The organism is Nocardia sp. NPDC050712, assembly GCF_040654295.1.
GTDB lineage: Bacteria > Actinomycetota > Actinomycetes > Mycobacteriales > Mycobacteriaceae > Nocardia.
Genome location: NZ_JBFAHT010000001.1, coordinates 1,629,160 through 1,653,872 on the forward strand (window position 1 = coordinate 1,629,160; position 24,713 = coordinate 1,653,872).

Sequence of the window (24,713 nt, forward strand, 5' to 3'; positions counted from 1 at the left end):
GCCTAGCCCGTAATCAGCAGTGCCGCCACCGAACCGGCGGTCGCCAGGGTCGCCAGCACCAGACCGGTGCCCACGAACCGGCCCATCGGCACGCGCACGCTGTGCGTGCGGCAGAACTCCAGGCACAGCAGCGTCGCCAGCGAGGCCCACGGGGTCACGACCGGCCCGACATTGGTGCCGATCAGCAACGCCAGCAACTGATTCCGGTTCTCGGCCGGGACGACCGCCTCGCCCGCGGTATAGGCGGGCAGGTTGTTGGCCACGTTGGACAGGCCCGCGCCGGCCGCCGCCGCGCGATACGCACCCTCGGCTCCGGGGTCGGAACCGATCAGCAGGTGCATCAGATCGGAGAGCCCGTGCCTGCTCAGCGTGGGAATCACCAGGAACAGCCCGACCACGAAAACCAGTAGCTGCCACGGGAACAGCGATAACTTCAGCGCGGAGCGGTCGAACACCGCGAACGCGAGCAGGGCGATCGCCGCGGCGATGAGCGCGGCGACGTCGATCCGCTCGCCGACGAACGGAATCGCCAGGATGAACAGCAGACACGCCCCCGCGGTGGTGTACAGCAGCGCCCGCTCGCGCGAGTTCTCCGGGCGCACCGGCGCCGGCGGCACATACCGGTCCGCGTCCCGCAGCCCACGCCGCCAATAGAACACCCACAGGCACAGCATCGTCGCCGCGATCGACACCAGTTGCGCCGCCCACATCCGCCCGGCGAACTCGGTGGCGTGCAGCGCCACCCGCTCGGCCGCGAGCAGATTCGTCAGATTCGACACCGGCAGCAGCAGACTCGCGGTGTTGGCCAGCCACAACGTCAGCATCGCCAGCGGGAGGGGCGGAATCCGCGCGGGGCCCGCCAGCGCCAGCATCACCGGGGTGAGCAGTACCGCGGTGGTGTCGAGATTGAGCAGGATCGTCGTAGCGGACGCGAACAGCACACAGAGCCCGAACAGCGCCGGGTAGTACCCGCGCCCCAGAATCGCCAGCCGGTGCGCGATCACATCGAAAACTTTCGCCTGCCGGGTCAGCTCGGCCAGGATGATCACCGCCCCGAGAAACACCAGCAGCGGCCAGATCCGCCGCATGTTATCGGCGGCCTCGTCGCGGGGCAGCGCCCCGGTGAGCACACACAACAGCCCGGCTACCAGCAGCGCGACCCGGACCCAGTCCAGCGTCGTCAGTCCCCAGTACCGCCGGGTCGCCGCGCCGGGCGGCGTGTCGGGCACGGCGGAATCGACCTGCTCAGGCATTTGATCATGGTCTCATCAGCTCGGCCACAGGGTGTTCAGACCCAGCAGCATCAGGCCGAACGATGCGGCGAAGGTGCCGCCACCGTGGGCGATCGCGGTCGTCCACTGCCTGCTGCGGTGCATGGCAACGGCGGCGGCGACGAGGGCGACTATGACGCTGAGCAGTGCCAGGACCGTGGCCACGAGAGCCTTGATGAGCAGTGCCTCCGAATTGTCGGTCATGGTGTTCCAGTCTTCGAGCAAATGAGGGAGTGGGATCGAGCGCTCGATTGCATGATCGCATCGGGTGCGCGATCGTCGTCTGCCCGCTGATTCCGGTGTCTCCCAAGATGATCTAGTAGACGGGCATACTGGGAGGGTGACGCAGCCCGGCGCCCAGCCTCGTGACTTCTTCATCAGTTACTCCCCGGCGGACGAACGGTGGGCCACCTGGTTGGCCTGGCAGCTGGAATCGGCGGGGTTCCGGACCCTGATCCAGGCGTGGGATTTCGTGCCCGGCACCAATTTCATCGACTTCATGGATCGCGGTGTGCGGGAGTCGGCGGTCGTGGTGGCGGTGCTGTCGGAGAATTATCTGAATTCCAAGGGCGGCACGCAGGAGTGGCAGGCCACCTATCGCACCGAGCCGGGCAAGCTGTTGCCGATCCGGATCGCCGAGTGCGAGCTGACCGGCCTGCTCGCCACCCTCACCTATGTGGATCTGGTCGGGGTGGCCAGCGCCGAGGTGGCGCGGCGCACGGTGCTGGAGCGGCTCGGGCATCTGCTGGCCGGGCGCGCCAAACCCGGTCTGGCCCCGGCATTTCCGCTCGACGCGGTGCTGGAGCAGCCGCTCACCGAGGAGTCCGACAATGTCGAAAGGCCCTGGCATCGGCGCACTCCGGTCGCCGCACCGGATTTTCCCGGCGCCGGCACGGTGCCCGGTGACCGGCACGAGGGCGTCTCGGTGCTGCATGTGGCGGGCCCGCGCTTCGGTCGCGGCCTGCTCGGTCGCGACGACCCCGCGACCGCCGGTGAACTGCAGGCCCACATCTGGGCGAACGTCACCCAGCTGGTGGATCAGGGCGTGCCCAAGCCGGATCTGATCGTGGTCACCGGTGATCTCACCGAATCCGCGCGCCCGAGCCAGGTCGACGAGGCGCTGCGCTTCCTGACCGGGCTGCGGGTGCTGCTCGGCCTGGAGCCGAGCCGCCTGATCGTGGTGCCGGGCAACCACGACGTCTCCAAGGCCGCCTGCCAGGCCTATTTCCTCGACCAGGAGGCCAACGAGCGCAAGCCGCAGCCGCCGTATTACCCGAAGCTGAAACAGTTCTCGCGGCTGTTCGGTGAGCTGTATCAGGGCCTGGACCATCTGGTTTTCGATATCGGGCAGCCCTGGACGCTGTTCCCGATTCCGGAATTGCGGGTGGTGGTCGCCGGAATGAATTCGACGATGGCGATGACGCACCGGGTCGGCGACGACTACGGCGAGATCGGCACCTCGCAGGCGGCCTGGTTCGCCCAGCAGCTGCGCGAGTTCGAGCGGCTCGGCTGGCTGCGGCTGGGCGTGCTGCGCCACGATCCGCTGCCGGGCCCCGCCGCCGCGCCCGAGGACCCGACGGTGCTGCGCGATGCCGCCGGGCTGTCCCGGCTGCTGGCCGGGCGCCTGCATCTGCTGCTGCACGGCCCCGGGCCGGGTGGCCGGCACCTGGACCGGCTCGGCGGCGTGCTCCCGGTGCTGCCCGCCGCCGCGCCGGGCCGCGACGAGATCGTGCACATCACGCTGGAGGGACTGGCCCGCTACAGCGCGGCCGAGGCGAAACCCGGTGAGCCGTGGGCGAAGCTGACCCAGACCTGGGCACACGCCGCGGCCGCGCTGCCGCCGGTCACCGCGCTGGAACTGGCCGTGCCCGAGGAACTCGAGCTGGAGCAGCCCGAGCAGGCCGACCCGGAGATCGTCGATCCGCACAGCCGGCTGCTCGAACGCGTCGCCGAGGTCTGCGAGACCCGGTTCCCGGGTGCCCGGATTCGGCGCGTGCAGGCCGATCCGCCGCATCTGCTGATCATCCACAAGGAAGGCGATGTGGTGGGCGTGCGGCGGGTGGGCGTGCACGTCGGGGACATGACCCGCCAGGTGGTGGAGGAATTCCTGGCCCAGGACCCGGAATACGGTTCTGATCTGGTGTATCGCGGTGCGCCGCCGCCACTTTCGCTGCGTGAGGAGGCCGCCAGTCACGGCGTGTGGCTGCGTAGCTTCACCGATTTCCAGGGTCTGCTGGATCTGGATCACTATCTGGCCGACCAGCTGGCGCGGCTGCGCACCGACCGCCGCTACCCGCCGGATCTGTATGTGCCGCAGCGCTTCCGGATGCTCGAACACGGTGACGAGCAGGCGCACGAGGACCTGGTGGGGGAGCTGCTGCGCGTGGTGTCGGCCGATCACGGCCGATTTGTGCTGCTGCTCGGCGATTTCGGGCGCGGCAAGACCTTCGCGCTGCGCGAGCTGGCCCGCCGGATCACCGAATCCCGGCCCGCGCTCATCCCGATCCTGATCGAGCTGCGCGGGCTGGACAAGTCGCACACGGTGGACGGCCTGGTCGCCGCGCACCTGGCCAATCACGGCGAGGGCCGCATCGACCTGGACGCGCTGCACTACATGCTGCGCGAGGGCCGGGTGGTGCTGCTGTTCGACGGTTTCGACGAACTCGCCACCCGCATCAGCTACGAATTCGCCGCCCAGCACCTGGAAACGCTGCTGGCCGCCGCGGCCGGCAAGGCCAAGATCATCGTGGCCAGCCGGACCCAGCATTTCGAGTCCCGCTCCCAGGTGCTCTCCGCGCTCGGCGAGCGGGTCGGCATGCTGCAGGATCGCCACATCCTGAGCATCGAGCCGTTCGGGCGCGAACAGATCCGCGCCTTCCTGGTGAACCGGTACGGCGGTGACCTGGTCCGCGCCGACGACCGGATGCGCCGCATCACCGGCATCCAGGACCTGCTCGGCCTGGCCCGCAATCCGCGGATGCTCAGCTTCATCGCCGACCTGGCGGACACGCGCCTGCGTGCGGCCGCCGACACCGAGGGCGCCGTCGGGCCCGCCGGGCTGTACCGCGAAATACTGGATACCTGGCTGGAATTCGAGGCTCGGCGCACCGGCTCGGTGGCGGGCACGCTGCCGGGGCTCACCGCCGCCGAATTGTGGCTGGCGGTCACGGCTTTCGCGCTGCGCTGCTGGGAATCCGGCGAGCAGTATCTGCGGATGGCCGAATTGACCGATGTGGCACAGGATCTGGTGGAGATCACCGGGTCCAATCGGATGACCCCGGAGCAGCAGGCGCATGCCATCGGCTCGGGCAGCCTGCTGGTGCGCACCGAGGAGAACCTGTTCGGTTTCATCCACTCCTCGGTGACCGAGTGGCTGGTGGCCAACCACATCGCCGGGCAGTTCGCGGGCGGGACGGCCGCGCCGCCGCAGCTGGCCGCGCGCCCGCTCTCGCAATTGACCGTCGACTTCCTCTGCGACCTGGCCGATCACCGGGCCGCGGGCGCCTGGGCGGAGCGGGTGCTGGCCGATCCGGACGCGGGTGAGCACGCCCGCCGCAACGCCTTGCGGGTGAGCACGCGGCTGGCCACCGCGCCCACGGCCGACCTGCGCGGGGCCATGCTCGCCGGCGCCGATCTGTCCTACCGCGAACTGCGCGGCGTCGATCTCAGCGACGCGAACCTGACCGGCGCCCGGCTGGTCGGGGCGAACCTGACCGGGGCGGTGCTGCGCGGCGCCCGGCTGGTCGGCGCCCGGCTGGACGACGCGGTCCTGACCAACGCCGACCTGAGCGGCGCCGACCTGACGCGCGCGCGGCTGGCCCGCACCGACCTCACCGGAGCCCGCGCCACCGGTACCCGGTGGCGGCGCGCTGCCCTGCTGGAAGTGCGCGGCACACCACTGGATTCGGATTTGCGCGGCGCCGCGACGGTGCCCGGCACCCCGGTGCACACCGAGTTCGCGCCCGCCGCGATCGGGGTGCGGCACGGCTTCCACGCCCGGCACGGGCGCCTGCCGCAGCCGGTGGCCTACAGCCCGGACGGCGGGACGCTGGCCGTCGGCAGCGAGAACGGCGGCGTGCTGATCTACGACACCGAGACCGGACGGCCGCTGCGTACCTTGCAGACCCACCGGGCGCGCACCTTCGCCGTGGGCTACACCGAGGAGGTGCTGGTCACCGGGTCGGGTGACGGCACCGTCGGCCTGTGGGACACCGCGACCGGCGAACTGCGCCGCATCCTGTCCGGCCACGACAACTGGCCGTGGCCGGTGGTGCTGAGCAAGCGCGGCGACGTCCTGGCCACCGGCGACGCCGAGGGCGTGCTGCGGCTGTGGTCGCTGCCCAGTGGCGAGCTGTTGCACGAGTGCCGTCCGGCCGGGGGCGGACGTGAACTCATCTACAGCATGGATTTCTTCGACGGCGTCCTGGCCGCCGCCTACCGCGACGGTGTGGTCCGGCTGTGGGACACCGGAACCGGCGCCGAGACGGGGAAATTCGTCGCGGCCGCCGGCTCGGTGTATCGAATCGCGTTCAGTCCCAGCGGAAACCTGCTCGCGACCGGCGCGGCCGACGGGACCGTGTCGCTGTGGGATCCCGGCACCTGCTTGCGGGTGCGGGAGCTGACCGGCCATACCGGCCGGGTCTACACCCTCGGCTTCCATCCCGGCCTGCCGATCCTGGCCAGCGGGGATACCGAAGGGGGACTGCGGTTGTGGGACATCGAAACCGGCGAGACCCGGCACGCCTCCGCCGAGCACTCCGGCGCGGCCATCTACTGGCTGAGCTTCGATCCCACCGGCGAGCAGCTCGCCTCCGGCGACAGCGCGGGCCGAGTCTGCCTGCACGACAGCGTGTCCGGGCAGCTGCGGCACCGGCTCACCGGCCACACCGGGTCGATCTGGCCGTTCGCCTTCCGGGCCGACGGACGTCAGCTGGCGGTCACCGACGACCAATTCACCACGCGGCTCTGGGATTCGGCGACCGGGGCCTGCCGGCACGTCCTGACCGGGCACGGGCGGCAGGTCACCACGGTGCGCTTCAACTCCGACGGCACCCTGCTGGCCGCCTGCGGCAACGACGGCGTGGTCCGGTTCTGGGATCCGGTGACCGGGCGGCTGACCCGGCGGCTGCTGGGCAGCGAGGATCGGCTGTTCTCCTACGAGGCGGCCAGATTCAGCTCGGTGGATCCGAACCAGATCGCGATCGCCCGCAACGATGGCCGCCTGAGTCTCTACAACCTGGCCAGCGACTCCTATGAGCGGCACATCACCGGTGAGTCGCCTCCGATCTGGGCCACCGCGTACGACCCCACCGGGGAATTCGTCGCGACCGCGAACGACGACGACACCGTCACCCTGTGGATCCGCACCACCGGCGCGGTGCACCAGCAGTGCGCCGAGCATCGCGGGCGGGTGCGGTCCATCGCGTTCAACGCGGCGGGCACGCTGATGGCCACCGGCTGCGACGACCAGGTGGTCCGGCTCTGGGACGTGCGGACCGGGCAGGTGCTGCGCACCCTGCGCGGGCACGCGGACCGGGTGTACGCGGTCGCCTTCCACGAGAATCGGCTCGCCAGCGTCTCCTGGGACACCAAGGTCCGGATCTGGGATGTCGAGACCGGCGAGTGCCTGCACGACATCGGCAGGCACACCGCGCGCCTGTGGGCCGCGGCGATCGACGCGACCACCGGCATCCTGGCCACCGGCGGCGACGATCTGGTGATCCGGTTGTGGGACATGGCGACCGGCCGCCACCTGCACACCCTGGAGGGCCACAAGCGTCAGATCTGGTCGCTGGCCTTCGATCCGGCGGGCCGGACCCTGGCCAGCGGCGCGGACGACGGCAATGTCATCGTGTGGTCGATGGGCGAGCACCCGGCCGACGCACCTGTCATCCGGTCGATCCTGCTCGGCCTGCCGGAGAGCTGGGCGGCCGTCGCCCCCGACGGGCGCTACAAGGTCGACGGCAGCCCGGCCGGGCAGTTCTGGCACGTTATCGGCATGTCCCGCTTCGACATCGGCGAGCTGGATCAATTCCTGCCGGAGGTGCGGCAACTGCTGCCGGACGAGCCGTTCTGAGAGCGGGACAGGCCGGCCGCCGCCGCGCCGACGTATTCTGGGCCGGTGGGGCGTTTCTGTGCGATCTGCGAAAAGCATCGCGGCGCAGGCGAGTTGGTCGGGCCGGTGATCTTCGCCGACGATCTGGTGGTCGTCACGCATCAGCCGCTCGGCAAGGGGTCCTCGCCCGGGTATCTGTTCGTGGAGACGCGCCGGCACGCGGTCACGGTGGCCGATCTGACCGAGGCCGAGGCGGCGGCGGTCGGCTGGGCGGTGACGCGGGCGGCGCGGGCGCTGCGCCAGGAGCTGGCCCCGGAGGCGGTGTTCTCGATGGTCACCGGCCGCTCGGTCGCGCACTTCCATCAGCATGTCTTCGCTCGTCCGCCCGGTACGCCCGACGCGGTGCCCTGGCACGACACCACCTCGTGGCCCGAGCGGCCGCGCCTGGACGAAGCCGGACTGATCGACCTGGTGCGCGGCCTGCGGCGCCGGTTCGCCTGAGAACACGCCGACCGGAACCCGCTAGCACGTATGTTCGATCTGGCGTACATTCGGGCCATGTCGTCACCGCTGCTGCAGGGCTCGCTGCTGGATGGGTTCGGTGCGGTCGAGCTGGGTGAGCTCGGCCCGATCCGGCGTACCGTGCTCTCGCGCGGGGCCTGGGTCGATGTGCTGCCGGGGTGGCTGAGCGGGGCGGATGTGCTGTTCGAGCGGCTGGTCGCGGCCGTGCCCTGGCAGGCGGAGCGGCGGCCGATGTACGACCGGGTGGTGGACGTGCCGCGGCTGCTGCGGTTCTACGGCGAGGCCGAGGAGCTGCCGGATCCGGTGCTCGGTGACGCGCGATCCGCGTTGAGTGAGCACTATCGCGCCGAACTCGGCGAGCCGTTCCGCACGGCCGGAATGTGTTACTACCGGGACGGGCGCGACAGCGTCGCGTGGCACGGCGACACCATCGGGCGCGGCTCCACGCACGACACCATGGTCGCGATCGTCTCGGTCGGCGCCCCGCGCGCGCTGGCGCTGCGCCCGCGCGGTGGGGGCGAGGCGCTCCGGTTCCCGGTGGGGCACGGCGATCTGCTGGTGATGGGTGGATCGTGCCAGCGCACCTGGGAACACGCGGTGCCCAAGACGCGGAAACCGGCCGGGCCGCGCATCAGCATCCAGTTCCGCCCGCGCGGTGTCCGGTAGCTGTGACGCAGCAGACCGCGCCGCGGGATTGACCTCAATATTGGTTGAGGTATAAAGCTGTTCCCCATGAGCACAACAACTTCCGTCGCCCCGACCGTCGACGACACCACGGTCGATCACACCGCCGACATCGCCGCGATCGAGCAGATCGTCCGCGACACCGAGACCGCCTACAACACCAACGACGCCGAACTGCTGACCAGCCCCTTCACCGTCAACGCGACGGTCGTCAACGCCGTCGGCGTGCTGATGACCGGACGGGAGACGCTGCTCGAGGCCAACCGCGCGGGCCTCGCGGGCTTCCTGAAGGACCAGTACGTCCGCTACGACGTCACCGACATCACCTTCCTGCGCCCGGACATCGCCCTCGCCCACAAAGTCGCCCGCGCCACCACCGCCGACGGTGTGCTGATCGACACCGATCCCGCCATGATCGCCCTGTATGTGCTGGTCAAGGAGGACGGCACATGGTGGACGGCGGCCCGGCAGAACACCCTTGTGCCGCAGGGGGAGTGACGGGTGCGGGAATAGGTTCCGGCGGCGCGAAGTTCCCACTCCTCGTTGCTCGAATCGTAGGGAGTGGTGCAGATGGGTACGTCGTTCTTGCTCGGTGGCGAGCTGAAGGTGAACCGGATCGGTTACGGCGCGATGCGATTGGCGGCCGCGCCGGAACCGGGTTTCGAGGCGGGCATGGGCCACATCTGGCGGGCGCCGGTGGACCGGGAAGCGGCCGGGGCGGTGTTGCGCCGCGCCGTCGAATCCGGAGTGAATCTGATCGACACTGCGGACTCCTACGCGCTCGGTGAAAACGAGGAGCTGGTCGCCGAGGCGCTGGCGCCGTACGGAGACGGTGTGGTGATCGCCACCAAGATCGGTGTCACCCGGCCCTCGCCGACCGAGTGGGTGCCCGTCGGCCACCCGGCCTACCTGCGCCAGCAGGCCGAATTGAGCCTGCGGCGGCTGAAACTCGACCATATCGACCTGCTGCAACTGCATCGCGTCGATCCCACGGTCCCCCTCGCGGACCAGATCGGCGCGCTGCACCAGCTGCGTGCGGAAGGCAAGGTCCGCCACATCGGCCTGTCCGAGGTGACCCTGGACCAGCTGCGCGAAGCCGAGCGGATCACCCCGATCGCCAGCGTGCAGAACATGTACAACCTGGCCAACCGCGGCCACGAGGCGGTCGTCGATTACACCGCCGAGCACGACATCGCCTTCATCCCGTTCTTCCCGGTAGCCGGCGGCGCGCACGCGGGCCCGGACAGTCCGGTCGCCGCGGTCGCGGCGGAGGTCGGCGCGTCACCCGCCCAGACCGCGCTGGCCTGGCTGCTCCGCAGATCGCCGACCATCCTGCCGATCCCCGGCACCACCTCGCTCGAGCACCTCGCCGAGAACATCGCGGCCGCCGAGGTGACACTGACCGACGATCAGTTCGAGCGTCTCTCGGCCATCGTCTGAAATTGGTGCGGTCGCGGCGTTCTCGCGATCAGTCTGTCGCGGAACGCTGCTCGGCGGCGTCGGGATAGCGGCGCCGCCGGACGTTCGCGCCGTGCGCCCAGATGCGCCGTTCGAGGTCGGCGGCCGAATCGCCGCGGCGGTGGGCGAGGACTTCGGCGCGGGCCTGGTGCGCAGTCCGTACCTTGCGCCGGTACTGGCGGAAGATCTGGACTTCGCCGTCCCCGTGGTCGTCCAGGTAGAGATAGTCCATGTCGTAGGTGATATCCGCGCCCAAGGTCGCGAGACCGGTCGCCCAACTCCGCAGCTGGTCGGGTGCGCCGACGATCGTGAGCACGCCCCCGAGCCGCTGGATCCGGGCGTGCCCGGTCGGCGGGGCCCAGCGGTAGGCGTTGCGGGCCTCGGGCCGGGACCGCCAGGCCGCCAGCTCCGCGACCGCCGGGCGCAGGCCGAAGGTCTGGAACCGCACGGTGCCCTGCGACTTGTCCCGCAGCGGCAACCGCCGGCGCAGCGCGACGGCGGCGGCCTGGGTGAAGACGGTCCGCTCCGCGGGCACCAGCACGATCGGGTCCGACGGGGCGGCGTCGAACGGGTTCGGGTCCAGGTGCGCCGGGTCGATCACGACCAGCGTGCCGGGGCGGCGCTGGTAGGACAGCCCCCACAGCAACCGGGCCAGCACTCGCGCGCCGCGCCAATCCGAGAGCACATGCCAGGTGTCGTGGAATCGGTTGGTGGCGAAGCGGAAATCGCTGCCGGGGCGCAGGGTGAGCACGGTGTAGACGCGCCCGTCCAGCACCATGGTGCGGCGGTGCAATTTCAGCATGTCGTCGGTGGCCGACGCGGGTCGCGGCCGTTTGTTCTGCGCGGCCACGTGTACCTCCGGTTTCTGCCTCGCTCGGTAATCAGCAGACCACGCGGCCATCGTGGCGGCAACGGATTTTCCGTGCGCGAGAACACAGGGAGCCCGGCGAATAAGTCGCGCGCGCGGAGTGGTGTCCCAGATAGATTGAGCGTATGAGCAATCCTGGGGCGGGGGTCTTGGCCGTGATGCCGCTGCACACGATCAGCGAGGTCTACGGTGAGTCCGGGCTGCGTGATCGATTATTGCTGGAGATCGCCGAACTGGAGGATCCGGAGCGGCTCACCGAGGCGCTCGAGCTGGCCTCGCGGCTGCACGCCGCCGACCGCTACGGGCGCGAGCCCTACCTCAATCATCTACTGCGCGTGACGATTCGGATCATCAGCCACTACGAGGTCCGGGATCCCGACCTGGTGGTGGCGGGCCTGCTGCACGATTCGGTCGAGGACCACCCCCGGGAGCTGGCGGGCGAGAGCGGCGGCGAACCCACCGCCGCCGCGCTCGGCGAACTCGCGCGCCGATTCGGCATCCGGGTCGCCGATATCGTTGCCGCCGTGACCAATCCGGCGCCCGACCCGCGCCAGGACCGGCACGAGCAGTACCGCGAGCACGTCGCCACCAACCTGGATCGCGCACCCTGGGCCCGCGTGGTGAAGCTCTCCGATTTCACCGACAACGGCGTCGGCATCCTCTATTCCACCGGCCCGCACATGCGCAAACTCGCTAGCAAGTACCGCCCGCTTACCGACGTGTACCGGGAACTGGTGACGCGCACCGACACCCCGCTGGCCGAGCACGTCAAGCAGCACATTCTCGAGCAGCTGGACCGCGCCGACGAACGTTTCGAAGCCATCCTCGCCCGCGACTGACGGGGTGCGGGCCGGGTGTTCCCGGTCTTCGCGCTCACCCGGCGCTGAGATCCTCGCCCAGGAAGCCACCGGATTGGTGCCGCCAGAGCTTGGCGTAGACCCCGTCGGCGCGTAGCAGTTCCGCGTGCGTGCCCTGTTCCAGGACGGTGCCGTGGTCGAGCACCACGAGCCGATCCATGCTGGCCACCGTGCTGAGCCGGTGCGCGACCACCAGTGCGGTGCGGCCCGCCATCAGCTCCCAGAGGGCCTGCTGCACCAGCATCTCGCCCTCGGAATCCAGGGCGCTGGTGGCCTCGTCGAGCACCAGGATGGGCGCGTCGCGCAGGATGGCGCGGGCCAGCGCGACCCGCTGGCGCTGGCCACCGGAGAGCTTGACGCCGCGCTCGCCGACCACCGTGTCCAGCCCGTCGGGCAGGGCGTCGGCGAATTCGGTGACGTGGGCGGCTTTGGCCGCGTGCCGCACTTCCTCGTCGGTGGCGGCCGGCCGGGCGAAGCGGATGTTCTCGCGCAGCGTGCGGTGGAACATCGCCGGTTCCTGTGGCACATAGGCCAATAGGCCGCGCAGGTCGGACTGCTGCAGGCGGGTGATGTCCTGCCCGCCGATGCGGATCGTGCCGCCCTGGATATCGGTCATGCGCAGCAGCAGCTGCGTGATGGTGGTCTTACCGCCGCCGGAACGCCCGACCAGGCCGACCCGCGCGCCCGCCGGCACCTCCAGATCCAACCCGGTGAACAGTGGCTTCGCGTCCGGGTAGGTGAACTCGACCTTGCTGAATCGCACACCGAAGTCCTTGGGCCGCAGGGGTTCCGGATTCTCGGGCTCGGCGATCGCCGGTGGGCTGAGCAGCAACTCGGTGAACTGGGCGGCCTCGGTGATCGACCGCTCCAGCCGGCGGTAGATCTGGTTGAACCGGAACATGATTCCGGTCGCGTTCCAGAAGTAGGTGAAGGCCACCACGACCACCTCGACTCCCGCGCCCTTGCTGACCAGCCGCAACGCCAGCGCCAGCCCGAGCACATTGGTCAGCACGAACAGCGGGGCCACCACCAGGTCGATGCGCAGGTTCCCGTAGTCCCAGGAGCGCAACGACTTCCGCCGCGCGTCCGCCACCCGGCGGCTGTGCTCGGCCGCCTCCTGCGGTTCGGCCGAGAAGGCCCGCACGGAATGCATATTCGACACGCTGTCGGAGACATGCCCGGCCACCCGCGCGATGGCGATCTCGCGCTGGTTCACCAGGCGCTGCCGGCGCCGCACCAGCGGCGCGATCACCAGCCCGGTGAATCCGATCGAGCCGACCATCGCCGCGACCAGCAGCGGGTCGTAGCGCCACAGCACCACCGCCGCGAACCCGACCGGCACCAGGAACGCGCACACCTCGAACACCAGCGTGTCGACGAATTCCTCGAACCGCGAGGCGAAACTCAGCGACCGCTTGGTCAGCGAGCCGGCGAAATTATTGTGGAAGAACGCGGCGTCGCGGGCGAGCAACTCGTCCATCGCCGTCACGTACAGACTCTCGATCCCGTACGCGTCGGTCCGGTTCAGGCAGTGGATACCGAAGCGCCAGCACAGTTCCGAACAGATCAGCAGCCCGGCGACGCCGAGCAGATACGGGGCGACGAACTCGGCGCTGACGGTTCCGCTGTCGGCGATCCGCCCGACCAGGGCCGCCACCACCAGCGGCACCAGGTACAACTGGCAGATGTTGCCCAGCGCGGGCGTGAGCATCGCCGGCACCGCGAATTGCGGGCGCCGTCTCAATTCTTTTCCGTAGTAATGAAGTACGAGCCTGACAGCGGTTCTGGGGGTGGGCATGGGCCTCCTTCTCGAATCGTGTCCGAGCAGCCCTCGATCGTCCCGGGGCAGCGCCGGCCGGAACACGCGGAAAGAGGGGGTTGGAGTAGCCCATGTTGCCCGTCCGGCCGTGATCCGGCCACCGAATTTCGACAACCGTGCCGGGATCCGGTCGTTCACAACAGCTTTGCCGATGTTCTGCGCGCGGGCCGATGCTGCGGCTACCGTCGGCTGGGTAGCCGACGTGGGGAGAGACGAATGGCGCAGACACGAGTGCCGATGGGCGGAGTGGCCATGACGGCCATCGGTGTCGCGGTGATCCGGGTGCTGGAATCCGAGCGCTCCGATCGCCTGTACGAAGATCCGCTGGCCCGCAGTTTCGTCGACGCCGCGCGGGCCGAATTCGCCGCGACCGAGGCGGGCGCGCAGCGGTGGGCCCAGCTCGAGCAGCTGGCCGACGCGTTTTTCGCGGGCCGATCCATGACCGTGCGCCTGGTGGACGACGGGGTGCGCGCCGCGCTCGCGCGCGGTTGCCGCCAAATCGTGCTGCTGGGCGCGGGTTTGGACACCCGCGCCTTCCGGATGAACCTGCCCGCCGGGATCCGCTTCTACGAGATCGACCTCCCGGAGCTGTTCGCCTTCAAAGAACCGGTGCTCGCGGCGGCCGGCGCGGAGCCCACCTGCGTCCGCCACGCCCTGGCCGCCGACCTCCGTGCCGATTGGGCACAACTGCTGCGCGACAACGACTTCCACCCCGATGTGCCCACACACTGGATCGACGAGGGCGTCCTGGGCTACCTGAACCGCTCCGCCGCACTCCAGGTCGCCGAAACTCTCACCGACCTCTCGGCCCCCGGCAGTGATTTCGGCGTCGCCCACTTCGACCTCGCCGCCGCCGCTCCGCACTACGCGGAGCTGGGTCGCATCGTCCAGGCCACGCCGGCGGGCGCGTCCGAGCCTCGCGGCCTGGGTCCCGATGCCGGAACCTGGCTGGCCACCCACGGCTGGCACACCGACTTCCGTCCGTGGAACAGCCTGGTGGCGCCCTATGCCCGCGGCCTGGAGACCGACGACCCGTCCGCGGGAATCACGGTGGCCGTCCGTCAGTAGATCCGCCGCCGACCCGGACCGATCGAGCGGGGGAGCGGGCACACCTCCCCCGTGATCCATCGGTCCGGGGCAGGGGTCATGGCCTGAGGAGGACCGCGCCGAGCGGAGTCCGGGATTCGAGGGCGCGGTGCGCTTCCGCGGCTTGGTCCAGGGGCAGGATCGTGTCGATCTGGGGGACCAGGGCACCGCTGGTGACCTGGTGCAGCGCGGTGGCGCGAGCCGCCGCGACCCGGGCGAGCCAGTGCGGGCCGGCGCAGCCGGTGAGGGACAGGCCGCGGAAGAGCAGGTCCGTGGCGGTGATCTGCGCCGGTGCGCCGGAGAGGAATCCGTAGCTCAGGACGCGGCCGCGCAGCGGGGTCATCGCGTCGAGCAGGGCCGCGGCGGTGGGGCCGCCGATCGAGTCGAAGACGAGGTCCAGGGTGGCGTCGCCGAGGATTTCGGGGAGCCGGGACGGCCAGTCCGGATCGTTGTGATCGATCAGGTCGTCCGCGCCCAGTTTGCGGGCCTGGGCGAGCTTGGCGGGCCCGCCGGCCGTGGCGATGACGCGAGCGGCGCCACGGGTTTTGGCCAGTTGGGTCAGCGCGGCGCCGACACCCGTGGCGGCGGCTTCGATCAGGACCGTCTCCGAGCCGGTCAGGGCGGCGGTGTCGAGCAGGGTGAGCGCTACCGAACCACTCATCAGGACCGCGGCCGCGTCGGCGGCGGACAGGTCGTCGGGCACCGGTGTCACCGAATCCGCTGGTGCGCAGACATATTCGGCGTAGGAGCCATATCCCAGGGTGGTGACCGCGACGCGCTGCCCGATCAGGCCCGTGTCGACGTCCGCGCCGGTCGCGGTGACCGTGCCGACCGCCTCGAACCCGAACGTCACCGGCGGTTCGGCCGGCATCGGGAACGCGCCCGAGCGCAGCAGGGTCTCCGGGAACAGCACGGGGATGGCCTCGGCGCGAATCACCACTTCACCCGCGCCCGGTGTCGGCTCCGGTACCTCGCGAGCGACCAGTACCTCGGGCCCACCGGCCCCTGTCATTACGATTGCCTGCACGGCGAACTCCATAACTTGACTAGCGGTCCAATTAGGTCCGACGTTATGGACCGTCGGTCAACTTGTCAATGCCCCTGTGGCTCAATGTTGTTGAAGGAAGCGGGTGAGATGTCCGAAGGGCACCCCAAGGAACGGGCCGACGCCGCACGCAATCGGCGCGCCATCCTGGACGCGACCAGGGCTTTGCTCGCCGAACACGGGGCCGAGGCCATCACCATGGACCGGGTCGCGGCCGCCGCGGGCGTCGGCAAGGGCACCATTTTTCATCGGTTCGGCAGCCGGGCGGGGCTGCTGCACGAACTCGTGGCCGAGCCCGCTCGCACCTTGATGGACGCCGTCACCAACGGCCCGCCCCCGCTCGGCCCCGGGGCGCCTGCCGCCGAGCGCCTACTGGCCTACTTCGAGGCGATGACCCGCGTGGTCATCGACAATGTCGAACTGTTCGTCGCGTATCAGGTCGTCCCGCCGCACCCCGAACGCGAGGAATTCCACGGCTTCTGGGCCGCGCATATCACCGCCCTGCTCCGCGAAGCCCGCCCCGACCTCGACGCCGAAACCGTCGGCGCGCTCCTGCTGGCCCCGCTGGGCAGTGAATTGGTCCCGAACCTGGTCCGAGCCGGTGCCGGCGACCGGTTGCTGTCCGCGGTCCGCGAACTGGTCGAATCCGTGCTCCGGACAGGTGGGTGATCGAACATCGCCGGGGAGATCCGCGCGGCGAGAAGTGTCGTGCCGGAAGGGAGACCGCGGGCGGGTTGGCGCCCGCGGCCCCACCCGGATCAGAAGATGCCGGGGTCCGGGTTGTAGGCGAAGAAACCGAAGATCAATGCCAAGAAATCCATCTCATCCCATCCTGCGTGTGAACGACGCGCAATGTTAGCGCGCGACCCGGGCTAACCGGAGGGGAATCTCGGTGACCGGATGGTTGTGTAGCGCAAGGGAACTCGCGGGTCGGTTTGCCGAGGCGCGAGCTAGCGGTCGGCAAGCGGGCGCCGGGAGCCGGTGCGCGCCGCCGCGTGGCCCGGCTCACAGGCGCGCGCGTGGTGCCGCTCACACGGGATATGCCTGGTGGAAGCCCGGTTCGAGGCGCTGTTAGGCTGCTAGCCGTAAGACATCCTTTAACGGACCGTTCAGTGAGGCGGGGAAGGAGGTCGGCATGGCTGTGCCCGGAGATCGGGTCGCCAAGTCCGGCGAGCAATCGCAGAGGCATACCCCGGAGTGGGTGGCGGCGGGGCGTGAGCTGCTGTCACCGTCCGATGTCAGCCGGACCATCGCGCGCATCGCGCATCAGATCATCGAGAAGACCGCCCTGGATTCCGACGATCCGGCCCACCCGCGGGTGGTGCTGATCGGAATCCCGACCCGCGGCACCACCCTGGCCGCCCGGCTGACCGAGAAGATCGAGGAATTCTCCGGTGTCCGCCCGGCGCTGGGCTCGCTCGACATCACCCTCTACCGCGACGATCTGCGGACCCGTCCGCATCGCCCGCTGGAGCGCACCTCCGTGCCCGAGGGCGGCATCGAGGACGCGCTGGTGGTGCTCGTCGACGACGTCCTGTTCTCCGGCCGCACCGTCCGCTCCGCCCTGGACGGCCTGCGCGATCTGGGCCGTCCCCGCTCGGTGCAACTGGCGGTGCTGATCGACCGCGGCCACCGCGAGCTCCCGATCCGCGCGGACTTCGTCGGCAAGAACGTTCCCACCTCCCGCTCGGAGGACATTTCCGTACTGCTCGCCGAACACGACGGTCGTGACGGCGTCTACCTGCATCAGGAGGATGAGGCGTGAAGCATCTGCTGAGCGTCACCCACCTGAATCGCGCCGCCGCGGTCGAACTGCTCGACGAAGCCGAGCGCTTCGAGCAGGCGCTGCTGGGCCGCGAGGTGCACAAGCTGCCGACCCTGCGCGGCCGCACCGTGATGACGGTCTTCTACGAGAACTCCACCCGCACTCGCGTGTCCTTCGAGGTCGCGGGCAAGTGGATGAGCGCCGACGTGATCAACGTCAGTGCCAGCTCCTCCTCGGTCTCCAAGGGTGAATCGCTGCGCGATACCGCCCTGACCCTGCACGCGGCCGGTGCCGACGCGCTGATCGTGCGGCATCCGGCCTCGGGCGCCGCCCATCAGATCGCGCGCTGGATGGATGCCTGGGCGGCCCAGGAAAACCGTCAGGGCCCGGCGATCATCAACGCCGGCGACGGCATGCACGAGCACCCGACCCAGGCCCTGCTCGACGCGCTCACCCTGCGCCAGCGTCTCGGTGACATCGAGGGCAAGCGGGTCGTCATCGTCGGCGACATCCTGCACAGCCGGGTCGCCCGCTCGAATGTCTTCCTGCTCGCCACCCTCGGCGCCGAGGTCACGCTGGTCGCCCCGCGCACCCTGCTGCCGATCGGCGTGGAGGCCTGGCCCTGCCGGGTCGCGAACTCCCTGGACGCCGAACTGCCCGGCGCCGACGCGGTGATGATGCTGCGGGTGCAGCAGGAGCGGATGAACGGCGGCTTCTTCCCCTCGCCGCGCGAGTACGCGGTGCACTACGGCCTGTCCGAGCGCCGGATGGCGATGCTCGACGACCACACCGTGGTCCTGCATCCGGGTCCGATGCTGCGCGGTATGGAAATCGCGCCCGCCGTTGCGGATTCGGCTCGCGCCGCGATCCTGCAGCAGGTCACCAACGGTGTGCACCTGCGCATGGCGGTGCTGTTCCGCTTACTGGTCGGCACCCAGGAGGCGGTCGCATGACAAAGAAAGGTGAACCCGTGGAACTGGTACTGAAGGGTGTCCGCCCGTACGGCGAAGGCGACCCGGTCGACGTGCTGGTCCGCGACGGTGTCATCGCCGAGATCGGTTCCGGCGTAGCCGCTTCCGAAGACGCCGAGATCATCGACGCGCAGGGGCAGATCCTGCTGCCCGGCTTCGTCGACCTGCACACGCATCTGCGCGAGCCGGGCCGCGAGGACACCGAGACCATCGAAACCGGTTCGGCCGCGGCGGCGCTCGGTGGCTACACCGCGGTCTTCGCGATGGCCAACACCAACCCGGTCGCCGATTCCCACGTGGTCACCGACCACGTGTGGCGGCGCGGCCAGGAGGTCGGCCTGGTCGATGTCTACCCGGTCGGCGCGGTCACCGTGGGCCTGCAGGGCAAGCAGCTCGCCGAGATGGGCACCATGGCCGCGGGTGTCGGCGCGGTCCGGATGTTCTCCGACGACGGCCACTGCGTCGACGATCCGCTGATCATGCGCCGCGCCCTGGAGTACGCGACCTCGCTGGGCGTGCTCATCGCCCAGCACGCCGAGGAGCCCCGGCTCACCGCGGGCGCGGTGGCGCACGAGGGCCCGAATGCCGCCAAGCTGGGCCTGGCCGGCTGGCCGCGCGCCGCCGAGGAGTCCATCGTGGCCCGCGACGCGCTGCTCGCCCGGGACGCCCAGGCCCGCGTGCACATCTGCCACGCTTCCACCGCTGGCACCGTGGAGCTGGTCAAATGGGCCAAGTCGCAAGGTATTTCGATCACCGCCGAGGTCACCCCGCACCATCTGCTGCTGGACGACTCGCGCCTGGAGACCTACGACGCGGTCAACAAGGTCAACCCGCCGCTGCGCGAGGCCTCCGACGCCGCCGCGCTGCGCCAGGCCCTGGCCGAGGGCATCATCGACTGCGTCGCCACCGACCACGCCCCGCACGCCGAGCAGGACAAGTGCTGCGAGTTCGCGGTGGCCCGGCCCGGCATGCTCGGCCTGGAGACGGCGCTGTCGATCATCGTGCAGACCATGGTCGAGCCGGGCCTGCTGGACTGGCGCGGCGTGGCGCGGGTGCTGAGCGAGAAGCCCGCCGCGATCGTCGGCCTCGACGAGCACGGCCGCCCGATCGAGGTCGGCGAGCCCGCCAACCTCACCCTGGTCGACGCGGACGCGAGCTGGACGGTGCGGGCGAAGGAACTCGCCAGCATCTCCGCCAATACGCCGTTCGAGGACATGACGTTCCCGGCGAAGGTGACGGCGACGATGCTGCGCGGCCGGGTAACGGCTCGTGATGGGAAGGCAGTGCGCTAGATGGAAAGAACGCTGTGGGTCGTCGGTCTGCTGGCACTGTTCGCGCTGTGCCTGTGGCTGATGTACCGGAGCTGGAAGAACCGGGCGGCGCGGCAGGCCGAACGCATCGGTGAGCTGCCGCAGGTGCCCGCCGAACTCGGCGCGCAAGTGCTGGAGCCGACCACCGGTCTCTACCTGGGCAGCACCTTCGCGCCCAGCTGGCAGGACCGGATCGCGGTCGGCGACCTGGGGTTCCGCGCCACCGCGGAACTGACCAGGTTCGAGAAGGGAATCCTGCTCGAACGCGACGGCGCCACGGTGCTCTGGATTCCGCAGGAGTCCATCACCACCGTGCGGACCGAGCGCGGTCACGCGGGCAAGGTAATGACACAGGATGGCGTGCTGGTCATTCGCTGGAAGCTGCCGACCGGAACCGAGATAGATACCGGTTTCCGAGGTGACGACAAGACGGTGTATCCGGCGTGGGCACAGAAGTTGACGGGAGACGACGAGTGACGAAGACAGAAGCAGCCGCTCTCGTGCTGGAGGACGGCCGCGTGTTCCGCGGCACGGCCTACGGCGCGGTGGGCGAGACCCTGGGCGAGGCGGTGTTCTGCACCGCGATGACCGGCTACCAGGAGACCCTGACCGATCCCAGCTACCACCGCCAGATCGTGGTGGCCGCGGCCCCGCAGATCGGCAATACCGGCTGGAACGACGAGGACGACGAGTCCGGCAAGATCTGGGTGGCCGGCTACGTCGTGCGCGACCCGGCGCGGCGCGCGTCCAACTGGCGCGCCACCACCACGCTGCCCGAGGAAATGCAGCGGCAGGATGTGGTCGGCATCGCGGGTGTGGACACCCGGGCCCTGGTCCGCCACCTGCGCACCCGCGGTTCGATGAAGGCGGGCATCTTCTCCGGTCCCGCGCTGGCCGGTGACGATCAGCTGGTCTCGCGGGTCACCAATCAGCCCTCGATGCTGGGCGCGGACCTGGCCGACGAGGTCAGCACCAACGAGATCTACACCATCGACCCGGTCGGCGAGGCGCGCTTCACCGTGGTCGCGGTCGACCTGGGCATCAAGACCAACACCCCGCGCATGTTCGCCGAGCGCGGCATGCGGGTGCACGTGGTCCCGTCCAACGTCACCCTGGACCAGATCAAGGAACTCGACCCGGACGGTGTCTTCCTGTCCAACGGCCCGGGCGACCCGGCCACCCAGGACGGCGCGGTCGCGCTCACCCAGGGCGTGCTGTCGGAGGGCCTGCCGCTGTTCGGCATCTGCTTCGGCAACCAGATCCTGGGCCGGGCGCTGGGCCGCAAGACCTACAAGATGAAGTTCGGCCACCGCGGCATCAACATCCCGGTCGTCGAGCACGGCACCGGCCGCATCTCGATCACCGCGCAGAACCACGGCTTCGCCCTGGAGGGCGAGCGGGGCGAGCAGTTCGACACCCCGTTCGGCAAGGCCGAGGTCAGCCACATCTGCGCCAACGACGGCACCGTCGAGGGCGTGCAGCTGGTCGACGGCCGCGCGTTCTCGGTGCAGTACCACCCGGAGGCCGCCGCCGGCCCCCACGACGCCGCTTATCTCTTCGACCGTTTCGCCGGTCTCATGGAAGGAGCCTGATGCCCCGCCGCGAGGATCTCGAGCACATCCTGGTGATCGGCTCGGGCCCGATCGTCATCGGCCAGGCCTGCGAGTTCGACTATTCCGGCACCCAGGCCTGCCGGGTGCTGAAGTCCGAGGGCCTGCGCGTGTCGCTGGTCAACTCGAACCCGGCGACCATCATGACCGACCCGGAGTTCGCCGATTCGACCTATGTCGAGCCGATCACCTGGGAGTTCGTCGAGAAGGTCATCGCCAAGGAGCGCCCGGACGCGATCCTGGCGACGCTGGGCGGTCAGACGGCGCTCAATTGCGCTGTCGCCCTGCATGAGAACGGCATCCTGGAGAAGTACAACGTCGAGCTGATCGGCGCGGACTTCGAGGCCATCCAGCGTGGCGAGGACCGGCAGAAGTTCAAGGACATCGTCGCCAAGGTGGGCGGCGAATCCGCGCGCTCCAAGGTCTGCTTCACCATGGCCGAGGTCCGGGAAACCGTTGCGGAACTGGGCTTCCCGGTCGTCGTGCGCCCGTCGTTCACGATGGGCGGCCTGGGCTCGGGCATGGCCTACAACCACGAGGATCTCGATCGCATCGCCGGCGGCGGCCTGGCCGCCTCGCCCACCGCGAACGTGCTGATCGAGGAATCCATCCTGGGCTGGAAGGAATTCGAGCTCGAGCTCATGCGCGACCGCGCCGACAACGTGGTCATCGTCTGCTCGATCGAGAACGTCGACCCGATGGGCGTGCACACCGGTGACTCGGTCACCGTCGCCCCGGCGATGACCCTGACCGACCGCGAATACCAGAAGATGCGCGATCTCGGCATCGCCATCCTGCGCGAGGTCGGCGTCGACACGGGCGGCTGCAACATCCAGTTCGCGGTGGATCCGGCCGACGGCCGCCTGATCGTCATCGAGATGAACCCGCGCGTCTCGCGTTCCTCCGCGCTGGCCTCCAAGGCGACCGGCTTCCCGATCGCCAAGATCGCGGCGAAGCTGGCCATCGGCTACACGCTGGACGAGATCGTCAACGACATCACCAAGGAAACCCCCGCCTGCTTCGAGCCCACGCTGGACTACGTGGTCGTCAAGGCGCCGCGGTTCGCGTTCGAGAAGTTCCCGGGCGCCGACGCCACCCTGACCACCACGATGAAGTCGGTCGGCGAGGCGATGTCGCTTGGCCGCAACTTCTCCGAGGCGCTGGGCAAGGTGCTGCGCTCGCTCGAGACCAAGGCCGCGGGTTTCTGGACCCAGGAAGACGGCCCGTGGGCGCCGGTCGACGGTGATGTGCGCGGCGCGATCGAGAAGATCCTCGAGGACCTGCGTACCCCGATCGAAGGCCGGATCTACCAGGTCGAACGCGCGCTCCGCTACGGCGCGAGCATCGAGGAGGTCGCCAAGGCCTCCGGTATCGACCCGTGGTTCGTCGCCGAGGTCGCGGGCCTGGTGGAGCTGCGCCAGGAGATCCTCGAAGCACCCGTGCTCGACGAGGACCTGCTGCGTACCGCCAAGCACTACGGCCTCTCCGACCGCCAATTGGCCGCGCTGCGACCGGAATTGGCCGGCGAGACCGGCGTGCGCGTGCTGCGCCACCGGCTGGGCGTGCGCCCGGTCTACAAGACCGTCGACACCTGCGCCGCCGAGTTCGAGGCCAAGACCCCGTACCACTACTCGGCCTACGAGCTCGATCCCGCCGCGGAGTCCGAGGTGGCGCCGCAGACCGAGCGCGACAAGGTGCTGATCCTGGGCTCGGGCCCGAACCGCATCGGGCAGGGCATCGAGTTCGACTACTCCTGCGTGCACGCCGCGCTGACGTTGTCGGAGGCCGGCTACGAGACCGTCATGGTCAACTGCAACCCGGAGACCGTCTCCACCGACTACGACACCGCCGACCGCCTCTACTTCGAGCCGCTCACCTTCGAGGACGTGCTCGAGGTCTACCACGCGGAATGCGAGTCCGGCACGGTCGTGGGCGTCATCGTCCAGCTCGGCGGCCAGACCCCGCTGGGCCTGGCGCAGCGCCTGACCGACGCCGGCGTCCCGGTGGTCGGTACCAGCGCCGCCGCCATCGACCTGGCCGAGGACCGCGGCGAGTTCGGTGACGTGCTGGTGGCCGCGGGTCTGCCCGCGCCCAAGTACGGCACGGCCACCACCTTCCCGCAGGCCAAGAAGATCGCCAACACGATCGGCTACCCGGTGCTGGTGCGCCCGTCCTACGTGCTGGGCGGCCGCGGCATGGAGATCGTCTACGACGAGAAGTCGCTCGAGGGCTACATCTCCCGCGCCACCGAGATCAGCCCGGATCGCCCGGTGCTGATCGACCGGTTCCTCGAGGACGCCATCGAGATCGACGTCGACGCGCTGTGCGACGGCACCGAGGTCTACCTCGGCGGCGTGATGGAGCACATCGAGGAGGCCGGTATCCACTCCGGTGACTCCGCGTGCGCACTGCCCCCGATCACCCTGGGCCGCAGCGATATCGAGGCGGTGCGCCGCTCCACCGTGGCGCTGGCCAAGGGCATCGGCGTCAAGGGCCTGCTCAACGTGCAGTACGCGCTCAAGGACGACGTGCTCTACGTGCTCGAGGCCAATCCCCGTGCCAGCCGGACGGTTCCGTTCGTCTCCAAGGCGACCGCGGTGCCGCTGGCCAAGGCGGCGGCGCGAATCACCATGGGCGCCACCATCGCCGAACTCCGCGCCGAGGGCATGCTGCCGCCGGAAGGCGACGGCGGGCACGTCCCGTTCGACGCGCCGGTCGCGGTGAAGGAAGCCGTGCTGCCCTTCCATCGCTTCCGTCGGGCCGACGGCAGCGGCGTGGATTCGCTGCTGTCGCCGGAGATGAAGTCCACCGGCGAGGTCATGGGCATCGACGCCGACTTCGGCACCGCCTTCGCGAAATCGCAGGCCGCGGCCTACGGTTCGCTGCCCACCGAGGGCTCGGTGTTCGTCTCCATCGCCAACCGCGACAAGCGCGCCATGGTGTTCCCGGTCAAGCGCCTGCACGACCTGGGCTTCCGCATCCTGGCCACCGAGGGCACCGCGGAGATGCTGCGCCGCAACGGCATTCCGTGCGAGCAGGTGCGCAAGCACTCCGAGGAGGGCCCGGCCGACCAGGCCACCATCGTGGAGATGATCCGCGACGGCGATGTCGACATGGTGTTCAACACCCCGTACGGCAATTCGGGCCCGCGCGTGGACGGCTACGAGATCCGCACCGCCGCGGTGGGTGCGAACATCCCGTGCATCACCACGGTGCAGGGTGCGGCCGCGGCCGTGCAGGGCATCGAGGCCGAGATCAACGGCGGCATCGGCGTGCGCTCCCTGCAGGAGCTGCACTCCAAGCTGCGAGGCTGAAGTATTGGCAGCGCCTGCGGCGCTGCGTGTTTGCGGCCCACCGATGTCTCGAACGGTAGGTCGTAAGACTCCCTCCGT

Annotated in this window: 19 protein-coding genes; 14 read left to right on the top strand and 5 right to left on the bottom strand. The window is 69.7% G+C overall.

Translation table 11 applies throughout. The features are described 5' to 3' along the window. Nucleotides 1–2: 2 nt before the first annotated feature. Together AB0H76_RS07850 and AB0H76_RS07855 are read right to left on the bottom strand one after the other, a co-directional pair. Nucleotides 3–1,253: an SLC13 family permease gene (locus AB0H76_RS07850; RefSeq protein WP_357318903.1), complete on the bottom strand. Its 1,251-nt coding sequence runs from the start codon at nucleotides 1,251–1,253 to the stop codon at nucleotides 3–5. A 15-nt stretch (nucleotides 1,254–1,268) separates the two neighbouring features. Further along, entirely contained in the window at nucleotides 1,269–1,475 is a 207-nt protein-coding gene (locus AB0H76_RS07855; RefSeq protein ID WP_357318906.1) for a hypothetical protein, read from the bottom strand. 136 nt (nucleotides 1,476–1,611) lie between these two features. On the opposite strand from AB0H76_RS07855, the gene AB0H76_RS07860 reads away from it, so the two are divergent. From AB0H76_RS07860 to AB0H76_RS07880, 5 genes are all read left to right on the top strand, one after another. Then, a complete protein-coding gene (locus AB0H76_RS07860; RefSeq protein WP_357318907.1) occupies nucleotides 1,612–7,347 on the top strand; it encodes a TIR domain-containing protein in 5,736 nt (1,911 codons plus the stop codon). Between the two features lie 45 nt (nucleotides 7,348–7,392). Further along, nucleotides 7,393–7,827, top strand: coding sequence for an HIT domain-containing protein (locus AB0H76_RS07865; protein WP_357318910.1), 435 nt, complete (start codon nucleotides 7,393–7,395; stop codon nucleotides 7,825–7,827). A gap of 57 nt (nucleotides 7,828–7,884) precedes the next feature. Then, a complete protein-coding gene (locus AB0H76_RS07870) occupies nucleotides 7,885–8,514 on the top strand; it encodes an alpha-ketoglutarate-dependent dioxygenase AlkB (RefSeq protein ID WP_357318913.1) in 630 nt (209 codons plus the stop codon). Between the two features lie 66 nt (nucleotides 8,515–8,580). Next, nucleotides 8,581–9,030, top strand: coding sequence for an SgcJ/EcaC family oxidoreductase (locus AB0H76_RS07875; RefSeq protein ID WP_357318916.1), 450 nt, complete (start codon nucleotides 8,581–8,583; stop codon nucleotides 9,028–9,030). A gap of 72 nt (nucleotides 9,031–9,102) precedes the next feature. Further along, nucleotides 9,103–9,972, top strand: coding sequence for an aldo/keto reductase (locus AB0H76_RS07880; protein WP_357318919.1), 870 nt, complete (start codon nucleotides 9,103–9,105; stop codon nucleotides 9,970–9,972). A 28-nt stretch (nucleotides 9,973–10,000) separates the two neighbouring features. Here AB0H76_RS07880 and AB0H76_RS07885 read toward each other — a convergent pair whose 3' ends face one another. Then, nucleotides 10,001–10,840 (bottom strand): hypothetical protein, encoded by an 840-nt coding sequence (locus AB0H76_RS07885; RefSeq protein ID WP_357318922.1) that lies wholly within the window; start codon nucleotides 10,838–10,840, stop codon nucleotides 10,001–10,003. A 143-nt stretch (nucleotides 10,841–10,983) separates the two neighbouring features. Here AB0H76_RS07885 and AB0H76_RS07890 point away from each other — a divergent pair, with 143 nt between their 5' ends. Then, nucleotides 10,984–11,697: an HD domain-containing protein gene (locus AB0H76_RS07890; protein WP_357318924.1), complete on the top strand. Its 714-nt coding sequence runs from the start codon at nucleotides 10,984–10,986 to the stop codon at nucleotides 11,695–11,697. 34 nt (nucleotides 11,698–11,731) lie between these two features. On the opposite strand, the gene AB0H76_RS07895 is transcribed toward AB0H76_RS07890, so the two are convergent. Next, on the bottom strand, nucleotides 11,732–13,426 hold the full coding sequence (locus AB0H76_RS07895) for an ABC transporter ATP-binding protein (RefSeq protein ID WP_357318927.1): 1,695 nt from the start codon (nucleotides 13,424–13,426) through the stop codon (nucleotides 11,732–11,734). 324 nt (nucleotides 13,427–13,750) lie between these two features. On the opposite strand from AB0H76_RS07895, the gene AB0H76_RS07900 reads away from it, so the two are divergent. Beyond that, a complete protein-coding gene (locus AB0H76_RS07900; RefSeq protein ID WP_357318930.1) occupies nucleotides 13,751–14,602 on the top strand; it encodes an SAM-dependent methyltransferase in 852 nt (283 codons plus the stop codon). A 76-nt stretch (nucleotides 14,603–14,678) separates the two neighbouring features. Here AB0H76_RS07900 and AB0H76_RS07905 read toward each other — a convergent pair whose 3' ends face one another. After that, nucleotides 14,679–15,647 carry a zinc-binding dehydrogenase gene (locus AB0H76_RS07905; RefSeq protein ID WP_357318933.1) on the bottom strand — a complete coding sequence of 323 codons (969 nt, stop codon included), beginning with the start codon at nucleotides 15,645–15,647 and terminating at the stop codon, nucleotides 14,679–14,681. Nucleotides 15,648–15,755: 108 nt separating this feature from the next. Between AB0H76_RS07905 and AB0H76_RS07910 the strand changes: the two genes are divergently transcribed. The 7 genes from AB0H76_RS07910 (at nucleotide 15,756) to carB (ending at nucleotide 24,635) form a co-directional block, all read left to right on the top strand. Further along, on the top strand, nucleotides 15,756–16,334 hold the full coding sequence (locus tag AB0H76_RS07910; protein WP_357318936.1) for a helix-turn-helix domain-containing protein: 579 nt from the start codon (nucleotides 15,756–15,758) through the stop codon (nucleotides 16,332–16,334). 466 nt (nucleotides 16,335–16,800) lie between these two features. Continuing rightward, the gene (gene pyrR / locus AB0H76_RS07915; protein WP_357318939.1) at nucleotides 16,801–17,430 is read left to right on the top strand and encodes a bifunctional pyr operon transcriptional regulator/uracil phosphoribosyltransferase PyrR; all 630 of its coding nucleotides are present in this window, start codon (nucleotides 16,801–16,803) and stop codon (nucleotides 17,428–17,430) included. After that, nucleotides 17,427–18,383 (top strand): aspartate carbamoyltransferase catalytic subunit, encoded by a 957-nt coding sequence (locus tag AB0H76_RS07920; RefSeq protein WP_357318941.1) that lies wholly within the window; start codon nucleotides 17,427–17,429, stop codon nucleotides 18,381–18,383. Before pyrR ends, AB0H76_RS07920 begins: the two co-directional genes overlap by 4 nt. Next, on the top strand, nucleotides 18,380–19,693 hold the full coding sequence (locus tag AB0H76_RS07925) for a dihydroorotase (protein WP_357318944.1): 1,314 nt from the start codon (nucleotides 18,380–18,382) through the stop codon (nucleotides 19,691–19,693). The genes AB0H76_RS07920 and AB0H76_RS07925 overlap by 4 nt, the downstream gene beginning before the upstream one ends. Continuing rightward, nucleotides 19,694–20,188: a transporter gene (locus tag AB0H76_RS07930; RefSeq protein ID WP_357318946.1), complete on the top strand. Its 495-nt coding sequence runs from the start codon at nucleotides 19,694–19,696 to the stop codon at nucleotides 20,186–20,188. It abuts the gene before it with no gap. Continuing rightward, nucleotides 20,185–21,303 carry a glutamine-hydrolyzing carbamoyl-phosphate synthase small subunit gene (gene carA, locus AB0H76_RS07935; RefSeq protein ID WP_357318949.1) on the top strand — a complete coding sequence of 373 codons (1,119 nt, stop codon included), beginning with the start codon at nucleotides 20,185–20,187 and terminating at the stop codon, nucleotides 21,301–21,303. Before AB0H76_RS07930 ends, carA begins: the two co-directional genes overlap by 4 nt. Then, the gene (carB, locus tag AB0H76_RS07940) at nucleotides 21,303–24,635 is read left to right on the top strand and encodes a carbamoyl-phosphate synthase large subunit (protein WP_357318952.1); all 3,333 of its coding nucleotides are present in this window, start codon (nucleotides 21,303–21,305) and stop codon (nucleotides 24,633–24,635) included. Before carA ends, carB begins: the two co-directional genes overlap by 1 nt. Nucleotides 24,636–24,713 lie beyond the last annotated feature (78 nt).